Origin of the sequence: Cohnella silvisoli, from assembly GCF_021190915.1 — a bacterium.
Lineage (GTDB): Bacteria > Bacillota > Bacilli > Paenibacillales > Paenibacillaceae > Cohnella > Cohnella silvisoli.
Genome location: NZ_JAIOAP010000026.1, coordinates 1 through 22,755, shown reverse-complemented (window position 1 = coordinate 22,755; position 22,755 = coordinate 1). Strand labels below are relative to the sequence as shown.

The window sequence follows — 22,755 nt, the reverse complement described above, 5'->3', positions numbered from 1 at the left end:
GATATCGATCTCGGGAGGATTTTTTTTGTCCTAGTTTTCCGTCTCGTCCTCGACATCCAACAGTGCTTGATAAACGTCTCTCCGAGAAATACCGCGATCCATCGCCACTGACTTCATCGCTTCCTTGGGTTTAAGCTTAAGGGATTCGTAATGTTTAACATGCTGGCCTAGCGTCAATGCCGACCACCAGGCGGAAGCAGCTTCCGCTTCATCGTCAGCCGTACGCTTCGCTTCGGATAATCCCTGCATAACGATGCAGCACTCGCCTAGCGGAGGGAACTCTTCAACATGGCTTAAACAAGCTTGAACGGTCCCCCTAACTGCTTCTTCGTGACGTTTGGTCAGTTCGCGTACGATAGCCATGCTTCGGTCGCCCCAGCGCTCTGCTACGATGGTCAGCGTCTTCTTAATGCGATGCGGCGATTCATAGAACAGGAGAGTCCCGCTTTCGTTCTCCAACCCGTCGAGAAACTTATTGAGTCCTTTGCGATCGCGCGGCGGAAATCCGACAAATAGAAACCGATCCGTCGGCAACCCGGAAATGATCAAGGCGGACAATGCCGCATTCGCTCCGGGAATCGGGACGACCGCAATGCCTTCCGCAACGGCATCGCGAACGAGCTCGGCTCCGGGGTCGGATATTGCCGGAATACCGGCATCGCTAACGAGCGCGATATTGTGTCCTTCCGCCAGCAGTCTGATCATCTCAGGTCCGCTCGCTTCCTTATTGTGTTCATGATAGCTTACCAGCCGATTCTGGATTTCGTAATGAGTCAACAGCTTTCGCGTTTGCCGGGTATCCTCCGCGGCGATAAGCTGAACCTCTCGCAACGTTCGGATCGCCCGGAAGGTCATATCCTCCAGGTTGCCGATCGGAGTCGCGACTAAGTAAAGCGTTCCAAGTTTGTCGCGGGGAGTGAAGCTGCGTTGAACCGCAACCTTCGCGGATAAATTCGTTTCATTGAGAGTCACTGTTTACACTTCCCCCTCCATTACCCTTTTCCCGTTTAACCGCAACCGGTGCACGTCCGTTGTTCCGTTTAAAATCCGGCAACTCTGCGGCCTTGCCATAGAACACCGCAAGCAGTTCCGGTGAATAATCCCCATCTTCTCCATATACGATCAATGGCGGTAACAGCCTGACCTCCGGCTTGCCTTCCCGTGAAGCTTCTATTAATACCATGTTCGATTCCGCCTCTTGGCGGGGATGAACGAATCGAATGCGTTTAGGCTCCAGCCGATACCTTCGCATGCAGTCGATAATATCCACGAGGCGTGAGGGTCGATGCACCATCGATACCCTGCCGCCCGGACGAACGGCACGCGACGTGGCAGCGATGACATCCTCTAGGTTGCAACCAATCTCATGGCGAGCCATGGCTTGATGGGGGTTGCCTTTGTGGTCTCCGCTTTGCAAGGGCAGATAAGGCGGATTAACCGTAACGGCATCGTATAACTCCCCTTCCACTTTCCACTCGCGCAAGTCGCTTTCTATAATCTTAATTTTATGGGATAGTCCATTTAACTGAACGCTTCTTCTTGCCATATCCGCTAGCCGCGGCTGTATTTCCACGCCATCGATCGAAGCATCCGTTCGAGTCGTGAGCAATAACGGGATAACCCCGTTGCCGGTGCAAAGATCGAGCATGCGTCCCCGAGGCGGCACTCCTGCGAACCTCGCCAGCAGCACCGCATCCAGCGAGAAGCTGAATACTTCGGGGCTTTGGATGATCTTAAGATTATGGGTGAGCAGGTCATCCAATCGTTCTCCCATTTGCAATCGGGCGGTTGATTCATCCACTGGGTTCATAAGACAGCTTCCCCTTTCAGCATACTTGAGAGGCTTCACGCCCATTAGCTTACTCGACTTCTTGGATAGATGCAATTCCGAAAACCCAAATTACAGGGTTTCCCATAGGATTTGGCCGTTACAGCAACAAGAATTCCTAAGTTTCATATTGCAAAGGCCTTTTGGGTCCTTAGAAGATCTTGGAGAGTTGATTTGCCGAACAAGTACCCGCGCTTATATTCACAATCGACGATCATTAAATTTCCTATACTATGAAAAAATCCAAAACCCCTGAACTTCCCGCAGGGGTTTCGGAATGTATGATCAAACAGGAAGGCTAATCGGTTTTTTTAATCTCGTATCCGAGCTCTTTCGAAATCGCGACCGCGGTTTCCTTGATTTTCTCTCCGATTACCGGGAGCAAGTCGGCGGGCAAGTCCGATTTCAATGCGGTAATACTTATGGCTGCGATCACTTTGCCTTCGTGATCAAAGATCGGTGCACCTACGCATCGAACGCCGATTTCCCCTTCCTCATCTTCAATGGAATACCCGTTTATTCTAATCCGGCTAAGCACTTGTTTGAACAACTCGGGCTCGGTAATCGTGTTCGGCGTATATCTTCCCATACCTACTGCCTCAATCGCCCGGTCTACTTCTTCTTCAGGCAAGAAAGCAGCGATGGCTTTGCCTAAACTGCTATTGTGAATATCTGAGCGCATCCCCGGAAAAGTACTGAATTTAATGAAAGATTGAAGCTCAACCTTCTCAACGAACAAGATTCGATTATCACTCATAATTCCAAGGTGCGCTGTAAATTTCGTTTCTTGGGCAAGGCGGTTCATAAAGGGCTTTGCAATTTGTTTAATATCTATTTTGGTCATGTAAGCCATTCCGAGTTCGTAAATTTTCGGCCCAAGCGAATAGCATCCATGGGTATCCTTCTTAACCATTCCGTACCCTTCAAGAACGCTTAATATCATGAATACAGTGCCTTTGGGAATATCTAATTGGGAGTGAATTTCCGTAACTGTATAATCCTGCTCCGATTCTGCAAACAGTTTGAAGATTGCCATCGTTTTATCGATTGCAGGCACGCTATATTTTTTCACACCACGATTTCCTTTCTTCCCGGCAAGACCGGATCTTCTTTTCTTCCTGAATAAGGATATTCGATATTTGTTGGCGAAATCCCTTCCATATGATGAATTCCGTTCATTTTTCGAATAATAGCCAACCAAAACATTCCGGGATATGAAAATTAATTTTGCCTGTCGGCGACCAAGCAGAATATTCGTCTCCGAACCTTTCGCTGCGGTCGATCCGATAACAATTCATTGTCCACCGGTCGTCCGGAGAAGGACAGCCTACCTCAAAGCATTCGAAGGGGATTTCCCACACGGACACAAATCCAGACCGGGCTTGATCGATATCAAATTCCGTTCGCCAGCCTGCTGCATGCCAGCTTCTGTTTACCTGGATATCGCTCTTCAGGTCATTGATGATATCGGCATCGAATTTCACATTCGCCGGGCTTAGCTCGAATTCCTTATATCGGTTCATACTGCCCGTCTCGCTGAGAAACAGCTCGATCACGTCCTCCATGTATAAAGGGTCATCATGCTCCAAAAATGTACTTACAATCCCGTCGTCCGCTCCAACGAAGCGGAAACAGATGCTGCTTCTGTCTTGGCTCCAATAAGCTTGTACCGCAGTCGCTAAGCGTGGAGGACCACCGGATTCGGTTTCTTTCAACTCCATGAACGGCAAGGATAACCAAATCTCATCGCGCAAACCGGGAAATCGTCCGATCTCCCGCCGCGCGCATCCATAAACCGGTCTAGAGAACCCCATATTTTTCGTAGACGTCCTTCAGCAGCTTTCCTTCCTGCAGTTCCCTGCGCGTATGGTTCTCCCGCTCCACCTTATCAAGCGCGTTGCTTACGACCTGTTCCACAAGCGCTTTAGGAATAACCGCAACACCGTCGATATCTGCGAATATGACATCTCCGGGATATACTTGAATACCGCCCACGACTACCGGACAATCGTAATCAATGACGATACCCCGCCCCTTGGAATCCACGGGTTTGAACCCGGTACAGAAAACTGGAAAATCGAGTTTTAATATTTGTTTCGTATCGCGGATCAGGCCTTCGACGATCGCACCCGTTCCGCCTCTCATCAGGGTAGCCGTCGATAGCAGCTCCCCCCATATCCCATTGTTCTTCGATTGGTTCGTGCAGACGACGGCAACTTCTCCCGGTTTAATGCTATCAAGTGCATTGATCTCCATCTCGTAGGGATTGTCGTGAATATAATAAACGTCCGCGGCCAAGATCGTCTTGGCTCTGCCTACGATAATCATATCTGTATGGATTGGGCGAATGCTTTCATGCATCGCTTGATTTCTGCAGCCGATCTCATCCATACTATCGCAGATGACTCCCGTATACAATTTATCCTTCATGACTTCAAAGAGAGTTTTATCGTTTGGATATTCCATTGTTTATTCCTCCTGAAAATAGATTTTTATTCCGCTCCATGGATATTTCGATTGCCTTGGTTAAGCTCAGACTGTATATGCCCTCCGACGTTCCAGGAACAAACGGATGCTCCGAACGAATTCCCGCAACGAATCGATCCAATTGAATGCGGAAACAGCTTTCCCACCAGTCTTCTTCATGCACCTCTCGCTCCGTCGTCTCTCTTGTTCTGAGTTCAACATAGCGCTTGAATCGATCAAATACAGCTAAGCCCTTTGGTCCCAGAACTTCAAACTCCCCCTGAGGAAATACCGGGTAAAACCAACTAATCTCCAGCTTAGCCATATCACCGTTCGCGAAACGAATAACGGAGGTATCATAGTTCGATGTCGGGAATTCCGGTCGGCTTTGCAATCCGAAAGCTTCCACATGGGAAACTGGAGAATCCGTTAACATGTTCAGAAAGTCCGCAATATGTGCTCCATCATGAATGGACGGAATGCCGTGCTCCATCGTCTTATGGATTCGATCATAATGTTCCGGATTCCCGATCGGATCCCATATCTCATCGTATATGCCTAGTCTGAACACGAGCGGCGAACCTAGCCGATCTGCTCGGATCCAATCCCGGAGCTTCTCCAGCAGCGGGTCGTGCCGATAAGTAAAGCCAATCTGCACTTTTCTTCCCGTCTCCTCCTCCACTTGTGAAACCTGCTTGGCTGTCTCCAGATCGAGAGCCATCGGTTTCTCGCATAACACGTCTTTCCCTGCCTTTAGAAAATCCATCGTGATCTTAGGGGTCACCCATGGAGGCGTCGCAACAATGACGGCATCGATCCCATCATCGGTTAACAGCGTACGGTAATCGTCCGTGCATGACCGTACTCCATTCTGGGAAGCTAGAGGCTTAACGCGAGTGATGTCGGAATCACAAAGCGCGACAAGCTCAGTCTCCGAGTGATTCATAATCGTCGGAATATGGCGGGTAACAGCAATATCCCCGCAACCGACGACAGCGAGCCGAACCTTGTCGTTCACCGGCTACTCGCCTCCTTCCCTAGCCTTTGATTGCGGTGCATTCGATTTCGACCATGAATCCGTTAAGCTTGCATTCCACCACGCAGCGTGTGGGATAAGGCGGATTGAAATACTGTCCGTATATTTCATTAAAGGTCACCCAATGAGAAATATCGCTTAGATAGACCGTTGAACGAACAATATCATCCATATGAAAGCCATTGTCTTCAAGAACGTAACGGATGTTCTGCATCGTCTTGTGTGTCTGAATGGCGAAATCGTCTTTACCAATCAGTTGTTGATTTTCGTCGAACGGCCCGTGTCCTGAAAGGAAAAGCATATCTCCTTTAAGCACCGCCGTGGAATACGCACCGAAAGGTTTGGCAACATGAGAGGATTCGATCGCTTGTTTAGTCATGGGTTATTCCCGCTTTCCTATAGCATTAAATTCTTTGACAAAGACGTCCAACCGTTCCGATATCGCTTCGTAAAACCGACGTCCTTTGTCAGCGCTAGCCAACGTTGGTTTGCCGAAAACTCCTGAAGAAGTAATCTCATCGAAGTTGATAACGCGGGAAGCCGTGCTGCCGTGCTGCATTTCCGAACGGAACATGGAGCCTTCCGCTTGCTCGCCATCATCTTGTATCCGGTCTTGTCGAACACCAGATTCCTTCATATATAGATATAAGGAAGTCTCCATCTCGCAAGCATGGCCGAGTCCTCCGAAGCCCGATTCGCGGATGGCGCCGATTTCTCCCCTAGCAATATTCCAATACTCCGCGGAAGCCACGATACGATCCGGGTTTTCATTCTTTAATTGCTGCAGGACGATGGAGAGCGGAACACGGTTTCCTCCGTGACCGTTCAATATCCAAATTTTGCGTGCCCCCATGGAAATGTACGACTTGCAAATGCCGACGATCATGGCGATATAGGGTTCATGGTAGAGCGACAACGTTCCGCCGAACGAAAGGTGATGAGGCGAGTGACCGAGCCATACGGTAGGTGTCAGCAGCATCGATCCGGCATTGCGGCGCTCTAACTCCTCTGCGAGGCGGGTCACGATCAAGGTGTCGGTATCAACGGGAAGATGCGGGCCATGCTGCTCGGTTGCCCCTACCGGAACAACTACCGCAGTCTCGTTCCAATTGACGTTCCCCAGCTCTTGCCAAGTCATTTGATGAAAAATCAACGGGAACCACCTACCACCGGATTGTTTTTCTCGTATTTGCGCAGCAGTTCGACGGCATTGCTATATAAGATTTTTTCCTTCATATTGTCGGAACAAGGCAAGTATTTCACCTGTTTGATTCTCTCGAGAATATCCTGTTCCTTGGCGGCGGGATAATCGGAGCCCCATACGATCCGTTCCCCGTTCATCCGTTCGGTCATTTCTTTCATGCCCCAGAAGGGCGTGCCGCAGAAACAGAGCCAGACGTTATCGTATTTAAGCGCCGACAGCATCGATTCGTGCCACAGATCGGGCAAACCTGCATGTCCGAGTACGATTGTCAAATCAGGAAACCTCTTCGCCAGCTCAGCCAGTTGGAACGGCTCTGAGTAAGGCGGTGTTCCGTCATGAAAGAAAAACAATGCTTTGCGCCGGTTCCCCTCTTCAGCTAGCCTCATGAAATCGACGTCCAGCGGACCGAATGCCTGCAGCCAGGAATGGAATTTGAAGCCGATCAGATTTGTCTCATCCAGACAGCGGTCGATTTCACGCAAGGCCGTCTCACCCTGCCTAGGATCGATCGTACCTAACCCCGCGAACCGCTCTGGATACCGGCCTACAATTTCCGATACCAGATCGTTGTCCTCGCGAAAATCGCTGAAGAAGCCGTCAAAGGGAAGTAATAAGCTCTTCTCGATCCCATTCTTACCCATGACTGAAATGAAGTGCTCCGCATCTGACTTCTCCGAATAAACGCCGCCGTTGAAATGCGTATGAAAATCGATGATCATCTTACCGTCTCCCTCCTTCCAGAATCGCCTTCATATTGTCTCGCCCAATTAATTGCCGCTCTTCCTCCGTTATGCTGAGAGACAACAGCTTATCGATCTCATTGTCGAGAGAGAGATACGGAGCATCGGAGGAAAATAAAACCCGCTCCGCGCCAAGCGTCTTCACCGCGTGCTCAATTGTGGATATCGCATTGTAGGCGATGTCCACGTAAATGTTCGGCCGATGCTCGACCGAAGGAATCGAGTCGATCCAGAAATCGGGAAACCCGAAATGCCCTTGTATAAACGTGCCTTCCGGATATAGATCGGCTACATAAGCTAGCTGCATTGGCATCGCGGCAACTGGTGTACCGGTCGGGATGTAAATGGGCAAACTATAGGTAAGTGCTTTCTCGATGATAGGCAAGACGAACGGATCTGAAATTTGGAAGCCTTGATAAGGCGGGTGAAGCTTTAAACCTTTCGTTCCAAGCGCGACACACCGGTCGATTTCCTCTAAAGCCCGGTAACCAAACCAAGGATTTACAGTGCAGAAAGAAATCAGACGGTCTGGATATTTAGCCGCTAATTCAAGGGTGAACATGTTACCCTCTTCGTTGTCGACCGCAATCGCCCGGTCCCATGGTAAGATGACCGCCTGCTCGATCTCGAGCCGATCCATGTCAGCTAGCAGCTTATCCGCATCTAACCCATTCATGATTCCTTGACCGACATGGCAGTGCGCATCGATCCATTTCATCGTCTCATCTTCTCCAATCTATCGAAATCGATCGTTACCCCGAGGCCGGGACCTTTCGGAACTTGCAGGTAACCTTCTGATATTATCAAGTCTTCGTTCGTTACATCCTGCACGTAAGCGGTAAAACCGCGGATATCCGACGCATGATTAGATAAGTTAGGCATCGCCGCCGCTACGTGAGCGGAAGCCGCCGCACCTATTCGTCCTTCAGGCATCGAACCGATCGTACAATCCGTGCCGTGCAAAGCCGCTAGCTCGAAGATCGATTTGGAGCCCGCGATACCTCCCGCTTCGGAAATATAGACATGAAGCATGTCCGCCGCCCGACTATCCAAGTTTCTCTTGGCATCATGCACATCCCATACGCCCTCGTCGATCAAGATGAGCGCCCTCGTATTGTCGCGAAGCCACGCCAAATCTGCAAGCTGCGTGTCCGGCAACGGCTGCTCCACGATACCCACGCCTTCCTCCACCATCTCGTCGATAAGTTCCTTTGCCCTTTTTGCGTTTTTCCAAGCCATGTTAGCATCGACACGCAATTGGATCTGATCGGGAATAGCTGCCCTTATACAGCGAACTGCTTCCAAGTCCCTGTTATCATCCAGGCCAACCTTCAGCTTTAATTCCTTATACCCTTCGGAAACCCGCTGTACGGCACCTTCCACCATCCGGTCAACCGAACCCATCGGAAAACCGCCCGTCAGCTTTAATCTATCCCTCTGTTTGCCGCCAATTAATTGATAGACGGGTACGTGTAACGTTTTCCCGATAAGATCCCAAACCGCCATCTCTACGCCGGCTTTTGCTAACAAGTGCCGCTTGGAGAACGGACAGAAAGAGTCTAATAGAGCAATAATTCCTGCAGTATCGTATATACTCATTCCAATCAAGCGCGGTGCCCACATCTCGTTCACTTCATCGCATAAGCGGAAAGCTCCTCCGAACCAGGCGAACGCAATTTCGCCTGCTCCGTACTCTCCGGAATCGCTCCGAACAATGACGATACCGTGATTGGAAGACTCGTATTTGCCCCAGCTATCGCTTACCGGCTCCTGAAACGGCAAATTGACGGGAACTGCTTCTACGGACACGATCTTCATTCCGGGTAAACCCCTTCCTTATACAAGCCCCAGCACTTCAGGCGCATTTTTGTTCAAGATCTTGTCGATTACTCGATCGGGAATGCGCGGTAAATTCGTGCCTTCGACCAAACGGTTTAACCCCGTCAACGCGTCGACCGTTTGTTCGACGGTGAAGTTTGGGTAGTCCGTCCCGAACAACAACTTGTCTTCGATGCCGTACTCAATCGCTTCGATCATCGCGTTATACATTTGCCATGGCCTTTTGCCAAGCGCGGATATATCCGCGAACAGGTTCGGATGCTTGCGTACGACACTTATCGCTTCTCCCATCCAGGGATGGCCGAGATGCGCGATGATCATCTTTAGATCCGGGAACGAACGAGCAACTGGGTCAAGGAAAACGGGCCGGGAAATATCTAGTGGACCCTGTGAAGGATAAGACGTTCCTTGATGCCACATGACCGGCAGCTTCAGCTCCTGGGCCTTAGCATATACGGGATAAGCGATATTCGCTTGCGGGTGGAAGTTCTGATAGATGGGGGCCAGCTTCAGCCCGACCAATCCCAGCTCCCTAACCGCATTCTCCAGAATATTCTCCGCTCCAATTCGGTTCGGATCGACGCTAGCGAAACCGAACATACGGGTTGGATCCTTGGCCACGTATTCCGCAACATATTCATTCGGTACATTAAAGCCAATATAAGGAGCGTCAACGGCCAGTACGATCGCTCCCGAGCAATCTTTCATCGCTTCGCTATGTTGGGAATAAGTACTAGTCATGTTGTAATCTTGTCCCCCTACTCGAAGGGCGTCGCTTAGGAAGTTTCCCGTCAGATGTTCCTTCTCTATAAGATGGGTATGACAATCAAAGATCAAGAGGAGCCCCTCGCTTCCGTTGTTTAAACTAAGCCAAGCGCTTCAGGAATGTTTTTATTTAGAATTTTGTCGATAACCCGCTCCGGGATACGCGGATAATTCGTGCCCTCCAACATACCGTTCAGGCCCATTAATGCCGTGATCGTCCGCTCGACATTAAAGAAAGGAAAATCAGTGCCGAACAACAGCTTGTCTTCGATGCCGTATTCCACAGCTTCAATTAGTGCACGATACATTTGCCAAGGGCGACTCCCGAGTGCCGATATATCCGCGAATAGATTTGCATGTTTCCGAACGGTAGCTATCGCTTCTCCCATCCAAGGATGACCGAGATGAGCGATGATCATCTTGAGCTCGGGAAACGAACGAGCGACCGGGTCAAGCAGCACCGGCATTGACTTCTCCAGTGGCCCCTCACGCACGAACGATGTTCCTTGATGCCACATAACCGGCAGCTTCAATTGCTGAGCTTTAGCATAGACCGGGTACGCCATGCTGTCCAACGGGTGAAAGTTCTGATAAATGGGAGCAAGCTTCAACCCTTTGAGCCCCAGCTCCTTCACCGCCGACTCTAGCAAACGATCCGCCCCGATCCGGTTCGGATCAACGCTGGCGAAGCCGAACAGACGGCTTGGATCCTCGGCTACATATTCAGCTACATATTCGTTTGGAACATTGAAGCCAATATACGGAGCGTCCAATGCTAGAATGATTGCGCCGCTGCACGACTTCATCGCCTCGCGATGTTCCTTAGGAGTGCAGGCAAGACGGAAATCTGAACCCCATGCTTGCTGCGCATCGCTTAGAAACGAACCAGATATATGCTCCTTCTCCGCCAAATGCGTGTGACAATCAAATACCATACGGCCCTCTCCTTCTGATTGCGCTTGCGAGACCTATAATTTAATCGCTCCTTGAGATATGCCGCGGGAAAATTGTTTCTGGAACAACGCTAGAAGCAGGAGTACAGGGATACAGCTAATTGCCATCCCTGCGAACAGTATCGTCCACTTACCCGAATATTCCGCACCTTGGTTGAGATAGAACAAGCCAATTGGCAAAGTCAGCTTCGTCTTGTCTCCCAAGAAAACAAGCGCGAAGAGAAACTCATTCCAGAAAGCCAGTATGTTAATAATTGCGCATGCGGCCAATGCCGGCATTGTGAGCGGCATCATAATCGTGAAGAACGTCCGGAGCGGAGAAGCTCCGTCAATCGCCGCAGCTTCTTCAAATTCCGTTGGCAAGCTTCTATAGAAGCTTGTCAGCACGTAAACGTTCATCGGAATTTGTATCGTCACATAGACCAGAACTAATCCGTTTAGGCTATTTAACAACAACAAACTGTCTAATACGGAGAACAAAGGAATAACGATCATGAACGGCGGAACCATCATCCCGAGCATGAATACCAATTGAACAATCCCTCTGCCCCGGAATGGAATCCTTCCTAGTATATAAGCCGCCATGCTGGACACAACAAGACAAACCACGGTCGATATTCCCGTCACATAGGCGCTATTAGCGAAAAATTCACCGATATGTCCGACTTTCCACGCTTCTTTGAAGTTCGTTAAGTTAAACGCTTCGGGCGGCGACCAGGGGCTTGTAGCGAAAAACTCCGATTGCCCCTTCATTGCCGTGAGGAAAATCCACACGAAAACCAGTAAATTAAAAACGCTGTACAAGCTTAGGTAAACATAAGCCAAGCGCATTCCTTTCGATTTTCCGGTCATACTCCCCCTCCTTTCTGCCTAATACTCGATCGAATCCCGCTTCATCAGGCGATTGCCGACGAAGCTGAAGACGAGAATGGATACAGCCATCACAAGAGCCATCGCAGCCCCATAAGCGAAATTGTTGCCGGTGAACGCCATTTTGTACAGATAAGAGCCCATTACTTCTGAATTTCCCTGCGGCCCTCCGTCTGTCATGATATAGATGAAGGAGAAGGTTTGCAGAGCGCCAATGAAAGCCAGGATGATCAACGTTTTCAGAACATCCCAGACGAGTGGGAACGTTATTTTCCAGAAGGACTGCCATCCCGTCGCTCCATCGATGCTAGCTGCTTCATGCAGATCAGGTGAAATCCTATCGAGCCCAGCAATGAGCAGAACCACCCATGTGCCGATGCCGTGCCAGATGGATGCCACCGAGACAGCGACCAATACCGTCGAGCTGTCTCCAAGCCATATTCGCGTAATCGATTCCAATCCAAGCGCTTCTAATCCCGAATTGATAAGGCCCATATTGGGGTTGTATAGGAACTTCCACAATACCGCCGCAACCGTTACAGATAAAACGACAGGAGCAATAATCATAAACTGAAAAATATATTTACCCCTCTTAATCGCGTGCAAGGGGATCGCAAGCAAGAACATGATCGGAAACATTAAGACAAGCATGGTTCCGAAGAAGAGGAACGTATTTCTGACTGCCTGGAGGAAGTACGGATCTTCCCACAACCTACTATAATTAGCCCAGCCCACATATCCGTTCGTTCTGAAAATTCCGTTCCAATTGGAAAAGGAAATACCGATGTTCTGAATAACGGGATAGATGAAAAAAACAACGATAAACGCGAGTCCCGGGAGCAGAAAAGGCAGAATCAACTTACGCCTGGCGGATTGGAACAATCCTGTCTCCTCCTTTAATAGCCCGAATTCTTCTGGGCAGGTATAAACCAACGAAGGGATGTCGCCCGGCGGGCACCACCTGCACCACCGGGCACACCCGAACTAAGATAACGTTTTGTCCGTAAGCTCCTAGGAGCTTAATATCTTCTTATTTTGCAAATTTCTTAGCGATTGTATCTAGGCCGTCAATGAATTGCTCTGCCGTGCTTTTGCCAAACATTAACTTGGATACCTCGATTCCGTATGCATTGTTTAGATCGGTGTCATTCTCGAGACCTAAGTAACGCATAACCATGTCGCCGCTGGAGAGCGCATCTTTCAATCCAATTACCTTGTCGGAAATTTCAACGCCCTTAATGGAAGGAATAGAGTTTTGCTCTTCGACCATTCTCGTCTGGGACGCTTTGCTCGTTAGCTGTTTGGCATATTCGATAGCGAGCTCAGGATTTTTCTCGGATTTGGCGATAGAGAACATGATTGCCGATCCGAATACCGCATGCTGATCTCCTGCACCGTTCGTAGCCGGGAATGGAACAACTCCCATTTGGAAATCCGCCGGTGTAGAATCTTTCATTTCCGCGGACAACCAGCTTCCCATCAGTATCATGCCAGTTTTGCCCTGAACGTAAGCCATTTGCGCTGCGGTGAAGTCGGTTCCTTTAAAACCCTTCATGAAGTAGCCTTTTTTGACCATATCTTCGAGTTTCTTCGCTGCATCGAGGAACTTCGGATTGTCCTTGAAGCCGCCGGCACGGATAGCTTTTACCGTCTCATCGTAACCGGCTTCGCGTTGCAGAAGGTAATCCGACCACATTTGCATATAAGGATTGAACGTTCCCGTAACCGCCACCGGATCAATCTTATTCTGTTTGAGCGTTTCACTTGCTGTCATGAACTCATCCCAAGTTGTCGGAGGCTTGATTCCCAGATCTTCGAACATTTTCTTGTTGTAATAGAGAAGGAAGACGGAAACGTTAGTTGGCACGCTGTAAATTTTATTGTTGTAAGTAAGAAGAGGTTTGATGGCTGGCAAGAAGGAATCTCCCCATAACATATCTTGACCGATAGCAGGACTGTCCATGTAAGGAGTCAAGTCGAGCAGCTTATCTTGATCAACGAACTCATGCGTTTTCGCAATCATGCCGTTGAAAATTTGGAAATCGATGGCCGGCGGATTTCCCGCTCTCCAACGTTGATCGATAGCAGGTCTCGCTTTGCTGTTAACGAATGTGAACTTGATATCGGTACCCGGATTGTTCTTCATGATTTCATCGGCTACCGCTTTCTCGATCGGATCATTCTCGTACAACGTACCGACTTCGATCGATCCGGTCAGCTTCGCCACGGACGGTTCAGCCGACGACGATTCGGACGGGCTTGCCGACGACTCGCTTGCGCTGGCACTTGGGGAGTTGCTTGCGTTATTATTGTTGTTTCCACCGCAAGCCGCAATGGCTACAACAAACAGCATACAAACCAACATCAGGCTTAACGCTTTAAATACTTTTGCATTTTTCATTTCGTAACCCTCCCGATTTGTTTATCCAAAGAACGTTGATTCCCACTGCCGCACGGTTGCAAGTATTGGGTCCAACCGCCTTGACCCTCCTCCCAACCACCTCCTTAAATAGTAACATTTTTGTTTTCTATATAAAACAATTAATCGAAAATTCTCAAAATTGTTTCTGGAAAGACTGTACAGGATAAGCCATTTGCGAAAAAACAACACGTCATATTTTAATTACATATATACCCTCTCCAGTTCGAGTATAATTAGTTAATTTGTAAAACCTTTTGTTTTTATATAAAAATTGATTTTAAGATATAGACTGGATTACATTTATGCCACGCGGTCAACACGATAAAAAGAGGTCCCAATAAAAAACCAAAGCTCACTTTTCGGTATGCACTTTCATTAGTTGCTTGAAATATCGCGCTGAAAACGGTTTGTTTTCGCATCATGGCCCTTTGGTTGTGATCATTAATGGGATTGAATTTATTTTATATATAAAATCTTGTTTTATATAAACAAAATATATCGCTTATTTTGCAAAATGTCAATTGTATATTTCTCTATTTGACCACTTAACTCCTTTTTGTTTTATATACAAAATATATGGAATCCGATTGCTCTTTCTCTTGCTAATCATCCCGCATCAGGAACTCAATCAACTGCTTCTCCCTGCGTATCGACTCCAATTGACGGTCGATTTCCACGATCGTTTCCAATCCTGTCGACCTTTCACTCAAAGAAAAAACCGCCTTCCCATTAGGAAAAGCGGCGTCATTATCGGATATTCGCAACGTTCACTTATTTACTTAAGAAAGATAAACAGAACAAGCAATCGCCTTCCATTCGCAAATGTCCATAGTACACATTACAGATATGGAAGCCTTCGTGATACAGTCGGGCTAGATTATCATAGCCCTCTCCAACGCCCATCACCATTGGTGACTTGTCTCCCTTGGCGGCAGCCGGTTCTTCCACCGCTTCCAGGGCTACTGCGGGTTCTGTTTCCCGCTTGAGTACTTTTCTTAACTGCTGATTTTCAATTCTAAGCCGTTGGTTTTCTTCCAACAACTCCTTGATCTTCAGCTTGAGATTCCCGAATTCTTCATGTACGGTTCCCAAATGCGATTCGAGTTCATCCACGCGAAGGAAAATGTCTTTCATGAACAACTATCCACCTCAAGGCACCCGATTGTGTCGATTACTTCACTTGATGACGACGTCGTCAAATGGCAGCTCTTTCACTTTGCCAAGATCGAACAACTGAACGTGTACGCTGCGACTGCCGGCGTTAATGCCTACGACTTTGCCTTCACCCATCGATGTGACAACCGTCTTGCCAACCGCAGGCAATTCTTCCTTGGCACTCTCGTAATTGTCATGCTCGTATTTCAAACAGCACATCAGTCGGCCGCACAAGCCCGATATCTTCGTAGGGTTCAGCGATAAGTTCTGGTCTTTAGCCATCTTGATGGAGACCGGTTCGAAGTCGCCTAACCACGAAGAACAACAGAGCACACGCCCGCACGGACCGATTCCGCCGAGCATCTTAGCTTCATCCCGTACGCCGATTTGCCGCAATTCTATGCGGGTCCGGAATACGCCGGCCAAATCTTTGACCAACTCCCGGAAATCGACGCGCCCTTCAGCCGTAAAATAAAAGATGATTTTGTTCCGGTCAAACGTGTATTCCACGTCCACGAGCTTCATCTTAAGCGCGTGATCCTTAATTTTCTGCAGTCCAACGGTAAAAGCGTTTTTCGCTGCTCCGCGGTTTTCTTCAACCGCCTTGGCATCTGGATCGCCCGCCACACGAATGACCTTCTTCAAAGGAAGAACGACATCCGACTCACCTACCGTCTTCGGGCCAACAACGACTTTGCCGTATTCTACGCCACGCGCCGTCTCCACGATGACATGCTGATCTTTGGATACCGGATGCTCGGCGGGATCGAAATAATAGATTTTGCCCGCTTTCTTGAAGCGGACTCCCACCACATCGTACAAATCTATCCCTCCCGCACGTTCACCAGAAATTGCTCGAGCGCTAATTGCGGCGCCACATGAGCTTTTATACGTCTAGCCGCCGTCAGCGCAGATTCCATTACCGTTACCCATGACTGGATAGATCGGCTCCAGGCTTGCTTCGAGATCCACTCCCCTTGATCCGGGAATACCATCTGATTATGGCGGTCAGTCATTGCGTAAATCATATCTCTATACCACAAAGCTAACAGCTGCAGCAAAGTTTCGACATGTTCAGAGAGATCCGTTTTAAAAACCTGCTGCTGCGCTTGAAGCAGGCTCGCAGTGAACCGGGACGGATTCTCCTTTCCCAATTGTATCACTACATTTCGGATATCTGCAAACCAATTCTCATCTACCAATTTACGGCTCGCATTCAGACCGGATGCCAGATTCACCGCGGCACGTGTCAGAAGCGGAGGTTTCCCTTCCGCGACTAGGGCCGTTTCCAATGCTTCCCGATCTCCCGGAACGAAAGCAATGAGCTGCGATCTCGATAAAATCGTGGGGAGTACAGCTTGCGCGCTAGGAGCGAGGAGAATCGCGACAACCGGTGAAGGAGGTTCTTCTAGAAATTTAAGCAAACTATTCGCCGCCTGTACGGTCATGGTCTCGGCGCCTTCTATGATGTAAACCTTATAGCCCGACCCCACGCTTCGGTAAGAAAGCTCACGCTGGAGCGCCCGGATCTGTTCGATCTTCACGGTTGCGCCGTCCGGAACGACGAGATGCAGATCCGGGTGGTTCCCATGCAGTACCTTCCGACATTCCAGGCACTCGCCGCACGCGTCGTTCCCGCCCTTCTCGCAGAACAAGGCTTGGGCAAATACATTCGCCATTTCTCGGCGGCCTGAACCAACGGGGCCCGCGAACAAATAGGCATGTGCGATCTTCTTAGAGGCAAGTGCGTTTTGCAGCAAGGCTTTCGCCCGATCTTGCCCCGCAATTTGTTGAAAACCCATGAAACGAACTCCTTAAAAAACCAAGTTAATCAATATGCCGCGAATTTCGCCGACTTTATGAAGAAGATCTATTCTGCCCTCTTCGCTTTGCAGCAGTTCTTCCCCCATGCTCACGAGCATCGCATCGACTTCTTCCAGCAATTTATATCGTTTGCCGCGACCGCGCCGGTCCCAGCCTTTCGTCTCCTTCAAGGCGATACCGCGACGAACGGTATCCTCCAGAAAAACCTTAACCATTTGCCGGTACAGTACCAACTCCCGAACCGTCATGGAACGGGTTAACCGATCTCCCTGCAAACGGATATCTTCCAATTTCCGCTGAAGCTCTTCGTGAGTTCGCTGCTCTTCATTCTGCTGCATGAAGTCTCCGAAATTTTGCGCTTGCGTTGGCCTGTTGGCCGACTCACCGCGCTGCAACGTCTTATTGACGGGATAGAAGCCCGTTTGGATTTTCATCTCCGCTCACCGCCCGGCCACATCAAAAGTGCTCGAAACGTTCGACTGGAAGCACGAACACGGCGGCTCCACCAACCTGCACTTCGACCGGAAACGGAATATAGGAATCCGCGGCTCCACTGACAGGCGACACCGGCGTGACAAGCTGATCGCGCACTTTGCAATTGGCGCGTATAACGTCTAAAGCGCTCTGAATCCGATCGTCCTCGATTCCGATGAGGAAGGTCGTATTGCCCGCACGGAGGAACCCTCCGGTGCTGGCCAGCTTGGTTGCCCGGAACCCTTCTTTGATAAGCGCGTTCGACAATCGGTTGCTATCCTTATCTTGAATGACCGCAATAAGTAATTTCATTGTTCAGGCCCTCCTCTAATCTCATTAATGGGGTCTGTCGCTTATTATATAAATTGGACACGCTTACGCTAAAATCCTCTTTTTATACGAGTTTTCCCGCCAGATGCTTCCAAGCTTCTTCGACAATCCGTTCTGGCGACTCCGAAGCGTCTATCGTGACAAACCGATCTGCAAATCGAGCTTCTACGAGCTTATAACCCTCTCTAACCTTTCGATGAAAAGCCAAGCTCTCCAGATCAAGACGGTTGACCTCGCGCTCGCCGTTCTGCTCGATTCTCTGCAATCCGATTTCCGGATCCAAATCCAAATAAAGCGTCAAATCCGGCATGCAGCCTTCCGTAGCGAACCTGTTAATTTCCCACACCGCCTCTATCCCTAATCCCCGTGCATGTCCTTGATAAGCGAGGCTGCTGTCTACGAATCGATCGCATATGACCACTGCGTCCTTCTGCAAGGCGGGTATAACCTTCTCGGCTAAGTGCTGCCTACGGGCTGCCGCATAGAGAAGAGCTTCCGTTCGCGCATCCATAGCCGTATTTTCCTTATTCAAGATCACCGCACGTATCGCTTCCGCGATCGGAATACCCCCCGGCTCCCGTGTAATCATCACTTCATGGCCCAATGTCTGCGCTTTGTGCGCCAATGCGTGTATGAGCGTTGTTTTGCCAGCGCCCTCTCCGCCTTCTATCGTGATGAATAATCCGCCTCGCACTGCTGTTTCCCCTTTCAAAGTCGACCCTTATGTCCGCTTTCGCCGTTCAGCGAGTTTCGCAAGCCCGAAGGCTGCCGCCATTACCGCGCTTACTCCCATCATATCAAAGCAGACATTAAACATAAACAGATGCTTACCCAAATCGGCCTCCCCATCGCCAATTAAAGGTACGATACATGAAAATACCCCCGCAATCGCTACAACGGCCATGGTTTCAACCACCAGCCGCCGCCTTCGAGAAGAGGAGCTCCACCAGAGGATTCCTAGAACGGCAAAGTACAAAATGTACGTCCCCAAATACCACGCAAACTTGCGCGGCATATGCTCGACTTTCCACTGACTCCACCCGCTGTACTTATAGATGATTGCACCGGGCGGCTTCCCCGCGGATTGATCATAATTACCCAGGTAATACGGCCGTATAAACATAGCGTTGGCCGCGGCACGATCAAGCTTCTGCATAAATCTCGAAGGATGCCGCAAATAATAGAAGGCGATGTCCTTATGACTCAGTTTTTCCAGTACTTCCTTTCTCAAGACGGGGTCGCTCTGCGGAATAGCCGTATCTTTCTGAAAATAATTCGTTCCCGCCAGCACGGAATACTTCTTGGGTATTCCTAGCTCCTCCATATCCCGGGCAACATCCGGTGAATCCTTCAACACGCCGAAGAAAATAGACTGGTATAAGTTTGTATTCCTTAACCGATCCGGTGCTACCGCAATCATCAGCGCTGAGCCGAGAACAAGCACGACTATTCCGACCAAAGCTTGGCGTTTCCATCTCTTATCCGTACGCAAGCCATACATTCTCCAAGCCAGCAAAGCAAAAGCAAAACCGAGGGGCGCATTTTGTATTTTCGAAGTGGCGACAGCGAATGCAGCGATAACGAATAACGTTAGAAGACTACCTGTCGGTTTATCCGTTGAAGCTAATGCTACCGCTGACGCAACCATGAGCAGCATGCCGATGAGGGCGTACGGCTCACCGAAGAAGGATTGAAAATACGCCAAATAGCCGATATCCCCGAATACGAACAACAAGCTAAGCGACATAACAATCGCCAAGATGATCGTATTTTTTCGAGAATTCGTTAGGGGTGCATTCTTAACCATAAGGGCGATGGCCCATATGAATAAAATCGAATAACAAACTCCAAGAACGCGGATATCAAACGCCTCGCCGTTAATGATTCTTCCGATTAATCCTGCACCGGCGACGAGTATGACATGCGTGGAAATATACCCGCCGAGCGTATAACCCCCATAACCGAAATGCTGATGCGCATAATGGAAATATTGTTCATAATACGACTCGTTTCGGTTCAGCACCGACAACCCGGTAACCCCTAACACGCGGCCGAAATCACCGCTATCCGCTATGCCTATAACCGGAGATGTCATGATTAAGCTCGCAATAAGAACGCCCGCGACTATACCCGTTATCCACGCAACAATAGTCCGAATATCTTTACCCTTCTTAATCATTACAATCTCCTTTGTTATTTCTCAGGTTTTCGACTGTACTTGAATGAATTGAAGCTCGGGATCCTGCGCTCCTTGGATTTGCGCGCCTTCATGCTTCCAATGTTGTAATTGCTTCACGATGTCCGAAGTAATCGTTTCTCCTGGGTAAAGGACAGGTATGCCCGGCGGATAAGGAATTACCCATTCCGCAGCCGTTAATCCTACGCTATGGTCAAGAGGAACGGTTTGCACGGGAAAGATATGACGTGTGAACACAATGGGTTCGGGGATGTGGATCTCATTATTAGATTGTAAAGCAGGATTATTTTCTCTCGTTATGGATGGGATGATTCCTGTGTATGTATGATTCGCAATATCTTTTAAGGCGGCCATCAAGCTCTCTCCGTCGGAAAGAGTAGATCCCGTTCCGAATGCCATAACAACACAACGTGAGTCGGCCATTTCCGCTACGCATTTCCTTTTCAGCAGCGCATCTCTAAGCTCAAAACCATTTTGCTTTCCAGACTTATCGAACAAAACTAATTTTAGCGGGTCATAAGTGATCTCATTATTCGCATATTCCCCATACCCCAATGCTCGGAATGGCGTACTGTCTAATTGGGCCGTGACGAGTTCCACCGCTTCGAGTGCCGAATGAAAAGCATTTGCGCCTAACGTATGAAGCTGTCTTCTAGCCAAGTCCAGCGATGCCATAATGGGAAAAGAAGGACTGGAGCTTTGCACCATCGTAAGTGCTTGACGCACGGACTCCCTCGGAATCCGATTTCCTTGCATATGAAGCATGGCGCCCATCGTCATCGCCGATAACATTTTATGTGTCGATTGGACGACTATATCCGCGCCAGCGTGCAGAGCAGAAGTTGGAAAAGCCGGATGAAAACCAAAATGGGGCCCATGCGCTTCGTCAACAAGTACGGGTATCCCATATTCATGAGCAAGTTGTATTAGCGAATTCAGATCGGGACTCATTCCGTAATAATTGGGGGCAGAGAGAATGACGGCTTTGGCTTCGGGATATTGCTCTAACGCAGCTTTCAATAATTGATCTCTTGGTGCAGTCGCTAATCCGGATACCGGATCAATATCGGGAGGTAACATTACAGCTCTCGCTCCCGCCATCATTAATCCATGGATAACGGATTTATGAACATTACGCTGAAGGATGATCAAGTCACCCGGATCACATATTCCTATAATCATCGCCAGATTACCTGCAGTGCTCCCCCCGACAAGAAACCGGGTTTCATCCGCACCCCAACAATCCGCTGCAAGCCTCTGAGCATCCGCTAATGGGCCTTCCGGATGATGCAAATCGTCGGTGTCGGACAGCTCCGTCAAGTCGAGCGCGAGCACGGAGCCATAGTATGAAGCTGCCAGCTCGTCTTCCCACGCTGCATGCTGCTTATGCCCAGGAACATGAAAGGCCCGCGCCTCGAGACGAGCATGTGCATCCAGCGCTTCGTATAGAGGCGCTCTATATTTATCTAAAGCCGTATTCGTCACCTTCATGCCTCCAACCCGATTTTTTCCCATTGTATCAAGTCCGATATCTTCTGCCAAATTTAATCAGCAAAAAGCGCCAAAGCCTTGTTAGGCCCCGACGCTCCTGATCCCTGTCCGCTAAGCATGAAACCGAACCCACAATTGCCTCAGCTGCCGAACGAAAAAGGGATATCTCTCGTCTTCTACTTTTGTCTGAACCATTTCCGATTCGCATGACGTACAGATAAATTCGGTTACAATCGTGATACCTTCTTCTTTAGGCTCGCCGCAAACGATGCAGGTCTTTCGTTCAATTTCTTCCATGAACCTCCCTGCCCTTCCTATTGATGCATCTATTATGTCCGAATTCTATGAAAATATACGTATTCATAGCGAGGATTGTATAGAAACCATAACATTCCGCCCGTCTCAGACCGATACAATGAACAGAGCATGTTTCGTGTCCGGGAGGATAGTTAAGGATGAGCAACTCACCAGCAATAAATGACCCAACCTTCTATAATTATAAACTCATTCGCAAAATAGCACTACGCCCAGAAAGTAAGTATAGTTACATGGCTACTGCTTTATTGGTTGTTTCGGCCTTATATTTAATCTACGGATGGCTTGGTATAATCTATACGGTACTTGCTATTATTCTGATGTTACTCGTACATGCGCTCGTCTTAAGAATAACCTTACGTCGGGTAGATGAGCTTTCCGAGAAAAGATGGACCTTCCGCCGAGATTGGCCTTGGATCGGTCCGCTGCCCATCATGGATACGCAATTGTCCCTCTTCCGTCGTCTACACTTCCATCTGTTCCTCGTAGGCTGCTGCATTGCCGGACTGTTCTATCCCTGGGCCCATTCTTCTCTTGTTATCTCAATGCTTTACTGGCATTTATGGCTGCTGACTCCGCGTATCCGACTCTTATTAGCGTTACGGCGCGAACGAAGCAATGGTGTCATCCGTTTGGAGTCCAAAGAAGTATCCTATTATCATCAATAGATTATCGTACATAACAAAAAAGCACCCTTCGCGGGTGCTTTTTCTTTGATCTCCGGCCTGGCAACGTCCTACTCTCCCAGGACCCTGCGGTCCAAGTACCATTGGCGCTGGAGGGCTTAACGGTCGTGTTCGAGATGGGTACGCGTGGAACCCCTCCGCCATTATTACCAGACCAGAT

26 protein-coding genes and 1 rRNA gene are annotated in these 22,755 nt (G+C 49.1%); 1 reads left to right on the top strand and 26 read right to left on the bottom strand.

Features of this window, described 5'->3' with window-relative positions; genetic code table 11:
- Positions 1 to 30: 30 nt before the first annotated feature.
- From rsmI to K7P76_RS31065, 25 genes are all read right to left on the bottom strand, one after another.
- A complete protein-coding gene (rsmI, locus tag K7P76_RS31185; RefSeq protein WP_232190014.1) occupies positions 31 to 972 on the bottom strand; it encodes a 16S rRNA (cytidine(1402)-2'-O)-methyltransferase in 942 nt (313 codons plus the stop codon).
- The gene (locus K7P76_RS31180; protein WP_232190013.1) at positions 959 to 1,810 is read right to left on the bottom strand and encodes a tRNA1(Val) (adenine(37)-N6)-methyltransferase; all 852 of its coding nucleotides are present in this window, start codon (positions 1,808 to 1,810) and stop codon (positions 959 to 961) included. Before K7P76_RS31180 ends, rsmI begins: the two co-directional genes overlap by 14 nt.
- A gap of 316 nt (positions 1,811 to 2,126) precedes the next feature.
- A complete protein-coding gene (locus tag K7P76_RS31175) occupies positions 2,127 to 2,900 on the bottom strand; it encodes an IclR family transcriptional regulator (protein ID WP_232190012.1) in 774 nt (257 codons plus the stop codon).
- Between the two features lie 103 nt (positions 2,901 to 3,003).
- A complete protein-coding gene (locus K7P76_RS31170) occupies positions 3,004 to 3,642 on the bottom strand; it encodes a carbohydrate-binding family 9-like protein (protein WP_232190011.1) in 639 nt (212 codons plus the stop codon).
- Positions 3,629 to 4,294, bottom strand: coding sequence for an RraA family protein (locus K7P76_RS31165; protein WP_232190010.1), 666 nt, complete (start codon positions 4,292 to 4,294; stop codon positions 3,629 to 3,631). The genes K7P76_RS31170 and K7P76_RS31165 overlap by 14 nt, the downstream gene beginning before the upstream one ends.
- Positions 4,275 to 5,312, bottom strand: coding sequence for a Gfo/Idh/MocA family protein (locus K7P76_RS31160; protein ID WP_232190009.1), 1,038 nt, complete (start codon positions 5,310 to 5,312; stop codon positions 4,275 to 4,277). The genes K7P76_RS31165 and K7P76_RS31160 overlap by 20 nt, the downstream gene beginning before the upstream one ends.
- A gap of 19 nt (positions 5,313 to 5,331) precedes the next feature.
- Positions 5,332 to 5,709 carry a RidA family protein gene (locus tag K7P76_RS31155; protein WP_232190008.1) on the bottom strand — a complete coding sequence of 126 codons (378 nt, stop codon included), beginning with the start codon at positions 5,707 to 5,709 and terminating at the stop codon, positions 5,332 to 5,334.
- A 3-nt stretch (positions 5,710 to 5,712) separates the two neighbouring features.
- Positions 5,713 to 6,483 carry a creatininase family protein gene (locus tag K7P76_RS31150; protein WP_232190007.1) on the bottom strand — a complete coding sequence of 257 codons (771 nt, stop codon included), beginning with the start codon at positions 6,481 to 6,483 and terminating at the stop codon, positions 5,713 to 5,715.
- On the bottom strand, positions 6,480 to 7,253 hold the full coding sequence (locus K7P76_RS31145; protein WP_232190006.1) for an amidohydrolase family protein: 774 nt from the start codon (positions 7,251 to 7,253) through the stop codon (positions 6,480 to 6,482). Before K7P76_RS31145 ends, K7P76_RS31150 begins: the two co-directional genes overlap by 4 nt.
- A 1-nt stretch (position 7,254) precedes the next feature.
- Positions 7,255 to 7,992 carry an amidohydrolase family protein gene (locus K7P76_RS31140; protein ID WP_232190005.1) on the bottom strand — a complete coding sequence of 246 codons (738 nt, stop codon included), beginning with the start codon at positions 7,990 to 7,992 and terminating at the stop codon, positions 7,255 to 7,257.
- Positions 7,989 to 9,092 carry a mandelate racemase/muconate lactonizing enzyme family protein gene (locus K7P76_RS31135; RefSeq protein WP_232190004.1) on the bottom strand — a complete coding sequence of 368 codons (1,104 nt, stop codon included), beginning with the start codon at positions 9,090 to 9,092 and terminating at the stop codon, positions 7,989 to 7,991. Before K7P76_RS31135 ends, K7P76_RS31140 begins: the two co-directional genes overlap by 4 nt.
- An 18-nt stretch (positions 9,093 to 9,110) precedes the next feature.
- Positions 9,111 to 9,950 (bottom strand): amidohydrolase family protein, encoded by an 840-nt coding sequence (locus tag K7P76_RS31130; RefSeq protein WP_232190003.1) that lies wholly within the window; start codon positions 9,948 to 9,950, stop codon positions 9,111 to 9,113.
- Positions 9,951 to 9,973: 23 nt separating this feature from the next.
- A complete protein-coding gene (locus K7P76_RS31125; RefSeq protein ID WP_232190002.1) occupies positions 9,974 to 10,813 on the bottom strand; it encodes an amidohydrolase family protein in 840 nt (279 codons plus the stop codon).
- Between the two features lie 33 nt (positions 10,814 to 10,846).
- Positions 10,847 to 11,683 (bottom strand): carbohydrate ABC transporter permease, encoded by an 837-nt coding sequence (locus tag K7P76_RS31120; RefSeq protein ID WP_232190001.1) that lies wholly within the window; start codon positions 11,681 to 11,683, stop codon positions 10,847 to 10,849.
- Positions 11,684 to 11,701: 18 nt separating this feature from the next.
- Complete coding sequence (locus tag K7P76_RS31115) at positions 11,702 to 12,583, bottom strand: carbohydrate ABC transporter permease (protein WP_232190000.1); 882 nt, start codon at positions 12,581 to 12,583, stop codon at positions 11,702 to 11,704.
- A 148-nt stretch (positions 12,584 to 12,731) separates the two neighbouring features.
- Positions 12,732 to 14,102, bottom strand: coding sequence for an ABC transporter substrate-binding protein (locus tag K7P76_RS31110; protein ID WP_232189999.1), 1,371 nt, complete (start codon positions 14,100 to 14,102; stop codon positions 12,732 to 12,734).
- A gap of 792 nt (positions 14,103 to 14,894) precedes the next feature.
- Positions 14,895 to 15,257 carry a DNA replication initiation control protein YabA gene (yabA, locus tag K7P76_RS31105; protein WP_373692548.1) on the bottom strand — a complete coding sequence of 121 codons (363 nt, stop codon included), beginning with the start codon at positions 15,255 to 15,257 and terminating at the stop codon, positions 14,895 to 14,897.
- A 42-nt stretch (positions 15,258 to 15,299) separates the two neighbouring features.
- Entirely contained in the window at positions 15,300 to 16,100 is an 801-nt protein-coding gene (locus K7P76_RS31100; protein WP_232189997.1) for a PSP1 domain-containing protein, read from the bottom strand.
- A 2-nt stretch (positions 16,101 to 16,102) separates the two neighbouring features.
- Complete coding sequence (holB, locus tag K7P76_RS31095) at positions 16,103 to 17,080, bottom strand: DNA polymerase III subunit delta' (RefSeq protein WP_232189996.1); 978 nt, start codon at positions 17,078 to 17,080, stop codon at positions 16,103 to 16,105.
- A gap of 12 nt (positions 17,081 to 17,092) precedes the next feature.
- Positions 17,093 to 17,536, bottom strand: a complete 444-nt coding sequence (locus K7P76_RS31090; protein ID WP_232189995.1) for a YaaR family protein — start codon at positions 17,534 to 17,536, stop codon at positions 17,093 to 17,095.
- Between the two features lie 22 nt (positions 17,537 to 17,558).
- Entirely contained in the window at positions 17,559 to 17,888 is a 330-nt protein-coding gene (gene darA, locus K7P76_RS31085) for a cyclic di-AMP receptor DarA (RefSeq protein WP_115995932.1), read from the bottom strand.
- A gap of 82 nt (positions 17,889 to 17,970) precedes the next feature.
- On the bottom strand, positions 17,971 to 18,600 hold the full coding sequence (tmk, locus tag K7P76_RS31080; RefSeq protein ID WP_232189994.1) for a dTMP kinase: 630 nt from the start codon (positions 18,598 to 18,600) through the stop codon (positions 17,971 to 17,973).
- Between the two features lie 27 nt (positions 18,601 to 18,627).
- Complete coding sequence (gene wsfD / locus K7P76_RS31075; RefSeq protein ID WP_232189993.1) at positions 18,628 to 20,085, bottom strand: glycan biosynthesis hexose transferase WsfD; 1,458 nt, start codon at positions 20,083 to 20,085, stop codon at positions 18,628 to 18,630.
- 21 nt (positions 20,086 to 20,106) lie between these two features.
- Complete coding sequence (locus K7P76_RS31070) at positions 20,107 to 21,588, bottom strand: aminotransferase class I/II-fold pyridoxal phosphate-dependent enzyme (protein WP_232189992.1); 1,482 nt, start codon at positions 21,586 to 21,588, stop codon at positions 20,107 to 20,109.
- A gap of 117 nt (positions 21,589 to 21,705) precedes the next feature.
- Positions 21,706 to 21,891 (bottom strand): sigma factor G inhibitor Gin, encoded by a 186-nt coding sequence (locus K7P76_RS31065; protein ID WP_232189991.1) that lies wholly within the window; start codon positions 21,889 to 21,891, stop codon positions 21,706 to 21,708.
- Between the two features lie 158 nt (positions 21,892 to 22,049).
- Between K7P76_RS31065 and K7P76_RS31060 the strand changes: the two genes are divergently transcribed.
- Positions 22,050 to 22,577, top strand: coding sequence for a transposase (locus tag K7P76_RS31060; protein ID WP_232189990.1), 528 nt, complete (start codon positions 22,050 to 22,052; stop codon positions 22,575 to 22,577).
- 55 nt (positions 22,578 to 22,632) lie between these two features.
- Here K7P76_RS31060 and rrf read toward each other — a convergent pair.
- Positions 22,633 to 22,749 (bottom strand): 5S ribosomal RNA (gene rrf, locus K7P76_RS31055).
- Between the last annotated feature and the right edge of the window lie 6 nt (positions 22,750 to 22,755).

Coding starts and splice junctions, on each gene's coding strand:
- K7P76_RS31145 (WP_232190006.1), bottom strand. CDS start 7,253: ATGATCATCGATTTTCATACGCATTTCAACGGCGGCGTTTATTCGGAG.
- K7P76_RS31180 (WP_232190013.1), bottom strand. CDS start 1,810: ATGAACCCAGTGGATGAATCAACCGCCCGATTGCAAATGGGAGAACGA.
- yabA (WP_373692548.1), bottom strand. CDS start 15,257: ATGAAAGACATTTTCCTTCGCGTGGATGAACTCGAATCGCATTTGGGA.
- K7P76_RS31165 (WP_232190010.1), bottom strand. CDS start 4,294: ATGGAATATCCAAACGATAAAACTCTCTTTGAAGTCATGAAGGATAAA.
- K7P76_RS31065 (WP_232189991.1), bottom strand. CDS start 21,891: ATGGAAGAAATTGAACGAAAGACCTGCATCGTTTGCGGCGAGCCTAAA.
- K7P76_RS31135 (WP_232190004.1), bottom strand. CDS start 9,092: ATGAAGATCGTGTCCGTAGAAGCAGTTCCCGTCAATTTGCCGTTTCAG.
- K7P76_RS31110 (WP_232189999.1), bottom strand. CDS start 14,102: ATGAAAAATGCAAAAGTATTTAAAGCGTTAAGCCTGATGTTGGTTTGT.
- holB (WP_232189996.1), bottom strand. CDS start 17,080: ATGGGTTTTCAACAAATTGCGGGGCAAGATCGGGCGAAAGCCTTGCTG.
- K7P76_RS31090 (WP_232189995.1), bottom strand. CDS start 17,536: ATGAAAATCCAAACGGGCTTCTATCCCGTCAATAAGACGTTGCAGCGC.
- K7P76_RS31060 (WP_232189990.1), top strand. CDS start 22,050: ATGAGCAACTCACCAGCAATAAATGACCCAACCTTCTATAATTATAAA.
- K7P76_RS31155 (WP_232190008.1), bottom strand. CDS start 5,709: ATGACTAAACAAGCGATCGAATCCTCTCATGTTGCCAAACCTTTCGGT.
- darA (WP_115995932.1), bottom strand. CDS start 17,888: ATGAAATTACTTATTGCGGTCATTCAAGATAAGGATAGCAACCGATTG.
- K7P76_RS31170 (WP_232190011.1), bottom strand. CDS start 3,642: ATGGGGTTCTCTAGACCGGTTTATGGATGCGCGCGGCGGGAGATCGGA.
- K7P76_RS31125 (WP_232190002.1), bottom strand. CDS start 10,813: ATGGTATTTGATTGTCACACGCATTTGGCGGAGAAGGAGCATATATCT.
- K7P76_RS31120 (WP_232190001.1), bottom strand. CDS start 11,683: ATGACCGGAAAATCGAAAGGAATGCGCTTGGCTTATGTTTACCTAAGC.
- K7P76_RS31140 (WP_232190005.1), bottom strand. CDS start 7,992: ATGAAATGGATCGATGCGCACTGCCATGTCGGTCAAGGAATCATGAAT.
- wsfD (WP_232189993.1), bottom strand. CDS start 20,085: ATGATTAAGAAGGGTAAAGATATTCGGACTATTGTTGCGTGGATAACG.